Origin of the sequence: Streptomyces sp. SID5910, from assembly GCF_009862125.1 — a bacterium.
Lineage (GTDB): Bacteria > Actinomycetota > Actinomycetes > Streptomycetales > Streptomycetaceae > Streptomyces.
This window is the reverse complement of the sequence record NZ_WWHX01000343.1, coordinates 1-4,157: the sequence shown is the minus strand read 5'-3', so window position 1 is coordinate 4,157 and position 4,157 is coordinate 1. Positions and strand designations below refer to the sequence as shown.

Genomic DNA, 4,157 nt, shown 5'->3' with positions numbered 1-4,157 from the left:
TTACCCGCGGCCGGTGGGTCGCTCAGCGGGCCGCCGCCGGGGCACCGGCCGACAAGGTCGTGCGGCGCGACGACCCGGACCGGTTCTCGTTCCTGGTCATCGGTGACACCGGAGAGGGCGACGACCCCCAGTACGCGGTCGTGCCGGGGCTGTTGAAGGAGGGCGGGGACACCCGGTTCGCCGTCCTCGCCAGCGACGTGATCTACCCGGTGGGCAGCGCCGACGACTACGGCACCAAGTTCTTCCGCCCGTACCGCGACTACCCGGCGCCGATCTACGCGATACCCGGCAACCACGACTGGTACGAGGACCTCGGCGGCTTCATGCGGGTCTTCTGCGACGACGCCCCGCCGCTGCCGCCCGAGCCCGCCCCACGCCCCCTCACCCGGGCGTGGCTGCGGTCCCGGCTGTGGCACCGGGCCCGCCCGGACGACGGCCGGCAGCTGGACGAGGCCCGCAAGCTGCGCTCCGCGCCCGGCCAGCAGGCCGTCCAGCCCGGCCCGTACTGGGCGATCGACGCCGGCCCGGTGCGGATCGTCGGCATCGACACGGGGCTGCTGGGCACCCTCGACGCCGAACAGGGCGCGTGGCTGCGCGAGGTGTCCCGGGGACCGCGCCCGAAGATCCTCGTCACCGGGTCTCCCCTGTACGTGGACGGCGAGCACCACCCGTGCGCCATCGAGGGCGGCGGCACCGTCGACGCCATCGTCCGCGACCCCGCGCACCGCTACGTCGCGGCGATCGGCGGCGACATCCACAACTACCAGCGCTATCCGGTCGACGTGGACGGCCGCACGATCCAGTACGTGGTCGCGGGCGGCGGCGGCGCGTTCATGCACGCCACCCACACCATCCCGCGGGTCTCGGTGGCCGGCGTCACCGAGGACGACTTCCGCTGCTATCCGCTGCGCGGCGACTCCCTCGCCTTCTACAGCGGGCTGTACGGGCGCCGGCTGCGGCTGCGGCGCTTCTTCACGCTGACGGAGACCGAGGCGACGGCCGTGATCGCCGAACGCCTCGGCATCCGCCCGGCCCGCGCCCCCGGCACCGGCGCGCGGGTCACCCGGCGCACCCGGCTGGTCGCCGGGCTGCTGGGCACCGGGCGCCGACCGGACCGCCGCAAGCGGTTCCGGCTGCCCGTGCGCAAGATCTACACGCAGCTGTTCTCGCCGGGTTCGGCGACGTACAGTCCGCCCTTCTTCAAGTGCTTCCTGCGGCTGGACGTCACCCCGGACGCGGTCCGGCTGCGCTGCCACGCCGCCACCGGCAACCGGGCGCAGGAGCTGGACCCGCCCGTCGAGGACGAGGTGGTGATCCCGCTCGGGTGACCGGGCGCCCTGGGCTCACCAGCGTCCCGGTTCGCTGCCGGTGAGCGGCGTCGACGCGGTGCCGTCCACGCCGACGGGCACCTCACCGGCGAGCATCACGCGGTGCATGGTCCTCGGGTGGTCCAGGTGGGCGTTGTCGGCGGGCGCGAGATGGATGGTGGCGCGGTTGTCCCAGAAGGCGACGCTGCCGGGCTCCCAGCGGAAGCGGACCGTGTACTCGGGCCGGGTCGCCTGCTCCACCAGCAGTTCCAGGACCGCCGCGCTCTCGGGGCGGGAGAGCCCGGCGATCTGCTCGACGTAGTAGCCGTTGACGAACAGGACCCGCTCGCCCGACTCCGGGTGGACGCGGACCAGCGGGTGCACGGTCGCGGTCTGGTGGTCGAGGAGGTGCCGGACGTAGGCGTCGTCGCCCGGCCGGGGCTGGTAGCCCACCCCGAGGCGGTGTTCGGCGCGCAGTCCGTCGACGAACGCGCGCATCGGGGCGGACAGTCCGGCGTAGGCGGCGGCGAGGTTGGCCCAGGTGGTGTCGCCGCCGTACGGCGGGACGGTCTCGGCGCGCAGGATCGTGGCGGCGGGCGGGTCGACGCGGGCGCCGTGGTCGCAGTGCCAGCCGCGCAGCAGGGTGTGGCGCCGGCGGCGCAGCCACTCGTCGTGCTCCATGCCGAACCGCCCGCCCAGCTCCAGCCGGTCGGCGGTCGTCTCGATCTCCGGGTGGTCCGGGGGCGACGCCTTGCCGCGCCGGGGCAGGACGACCGGTTCGCCGAAGCGGCGCGCGAACGCGACGTGTCCGGCGTGGTCGAGGCGCTGGTCGCGGAAGAACACCACCTTCCAGCGCAGCACCGCCGCGCGGACGGCGGCGACCTGTGCCTCGTCGAGGCCGGCGGCCAGGTCGACGCCGGTGATCTCGGCGCCGATGTGCCCGGCGACCGGTTTCACCTCGATCCCCGCGGCCTCGGTCGCCGTGCGTTCCGCCGTGGCCCTGTCCGTCGTCATGCGCGCTCCGTTGGTCGGTCGTCCGATGCGGCTGCTGCGGAGATGGTGGCAGTCTTCGCCCGGCCTGGCGACAGGGCCCCGGCGGGCTCTCCCGCCCCGTCCGGTTGAGCGTTGCCCGCCCTGTCCGTGACGCTGGAGGGGCGGCACACGGTCGTCACAGTCGAGGAAAGGTCCCGCAGTGATCAGTATCCCGGCGTACACGCTCAACGACGGCACCACGCTCCCCGCCCTGGGGCTCGGTACCTGGCCGATGAAGGACGACGAGGCGGAGCGGGCGGTCTCCGCCGCCCTGGAGACGGGCTATCGCCTGATCGACACGGCGACGAACTACCGCAACGAGACCGGCGTCGGCCGGGGCGTGGCCGGCAGCGGCGTCCCCCGCGAGGAGATCGTGGTGACGACCAAGCTGCCCGGCCGGCACCACGGCCACGAGGAGACGCTCGCCTCGTTCGAGGAGTCCCGCGTCCGGCTCGGCCTGGAGTACGTCGACCTGTACCTGATCCATTGGCCGCTGCCCCGCGTGGACAAGTACGTCGACTCGTGGAAGGCCATGATCAAGCTGCGCGAGGACGGTCTCGTGCGCTCGATCGGCGTCTCCAACTTCCTGGCGGAGCACATCGAGCGGCTGGAGAAGGAGACGGGTGTCCTGCCGTCCGTGAACCAGATCGAGCTGCACCCGCTGTTCCCGCAGGACGAGCTGCGCGCCTTCCACGAGCGCAAGGGCATCCGCACGGAGAGCTGGAGCCCGCTGGGCCGCGGCAGCGACGTGCTCGGCGACCCGGCCGTCATCGCCGTCGCCGAGGCGCACGGGGTGACGCCGGCCCAGGCCGTGCTGCGCTGGCACACCCAGCTCGGCTCGGTGCCGATCCCGAAGTCGGCGGACCCCGGGCGGCAGCGCGCGAACCTCGACGTGTTCGGCTTCACCCTGGACGACGCCCAGATGCGCGCCGTCGCCGACCGCGCGCACCGGCGGCTCGGCGGGGACCCGGAGGTGCACGAGGAGTTCTGACGGGGGTACCCGGCTCCCCGTCGGGGTACGGCGAGGCTGCGACGAGGGCCGGGAAGGAGCGGGACGTGGGCGAGGAGAACGGGCTGCGGGAGTACCGCGGCAAGCGCCGTTTCGACCGGACCGCCGAGCCCGCGGGACGCCGGCCGTCCGGCGAGGACGGCCGGCCCCGCTTCGTGGTGCAGATCCACGACGCGAGCACCCTGCACTTCGACTTCCGGTTGCAGGTGGCCGACGTGCTGAAGTCCTGGTCGGTGCCGAAGGGGCCGTCGGCGGACCCGAGCGACAAACGGCTCGCCGTGCCCACGGAGGACCATCCGATGGAGTACGAGGACTTCGAGGGCGTGATCCCCGCGGGCGAGTACGGCGGCGGCACGGTCATCGTCTGGGACCGCGGCACGTACGAGCCGCTGAGCCACGACCGCAAGGGGCGGCCGGTCGACTTCGGGGAGTCGCTCGCGCGCGGGCACGCCCGGTTCCGGCTGCACGGCGCCAAGCTGCGCGGCGAGTACGCGCTGACCCGGTTCCGCGGCGGGCACGGCCGGGACGAGGAGGAGGCGTGGCTCCTCGTGAAGACGGCGGGCGACGGGCAGCGGACGCACGGCACCCCGGACCCCCGGCGGGCCCGCTCGGCCCGCACCGGCCGCACGCTCGCCCGGGTCGCCGCGGAGGCGCGCGAGGGCTAGACGGCGGGGCGCTCTCGCTCTCCGGTGTCCCCGCCCGCGTTCCCGGTGTCATTCCGGGGGCAGTGGCTGTTCCGCCCAGATGGTCTTGCCGACCCCCGTCTGGCGGCTGCCCCAGCGCTGGGTGAGCTGGGCGACCAGCAGCAG

Annotated in this window: 4 protein-coding genes; 3 read left to right on the top strand and 1 reads right to left on the bottom strand. The window is 74.1% G+C overall.

Annotation, left to right across the window (positions count from 1 at the left end; all coding sequences use genetic code 11):
- Window positions 1-1,328, top strand: a 1,328-nt coding sequence (locus GTW67_RS11840; protein ID WP_161164764.1) for a metallophosphoesterase family protein, incomplete at its 5' end; no start/stop codon positions are given.
- A gap of 15 nt (window positions 1,329-1,343) precedes the next feature.
- Here the strand turns inward: GTW67_RS11840 and GTW67_RS11835 are convergent.
- Window positions 1,344-2,321, bottom strand: a complete 978-nt coding sequence (locus GTW67_RS11835) for a TauD/TfdA dioxygenase family protein (protein ID WP_161164763.1) — start codon at window positions 2,319-2,321, stop codon at window positions 1,344-1,346.
- Window positions 2,322-2,499: 178 nt separating this feature from the next.
- On the opposite strand from GTW67_RS11835, the gene GTW67_RS11830 reads away from it, so the two are divergent.
- The gene (locus GTW67_RS11830) at window positions 2,500-3,330 is read left to right on the top strand and encodes an aldo/keto reductase (protein ID WP_161164762.1); all 831 of its coding nucleotides are present in this window, start codon (window positions 2,500-2,502) and stop codon (window positions 3,328-3,330) included.
- Window positions 3,331-3,395: 65 nt separating this feature from the next.
- On the top strand, window positions 3,396-4,013 hold the full coding sequence (locus GTW67_RS11825) for a DNA polymerase ligase N-terminal domain-containing protein (protein WP_161164761.1): 618 nt from the start codon (window positions 3,396-3,398) through the stop codon (window positions 4,011-4,013).
- The last annotated feature ends 144 nt before the right edge of the window (window positions 4,014-4,157 follow it).

Bases quoted from the DNA above. Each gene is read 5' to 3' on its own strand.
- GTW67_RS11835 (WP_161164763.1), bottom strand. From the start codon at position 2,321: ATGACGACGGACAGGGCCACGGCGGAACGCACGGCGACCGAGGCCGCG.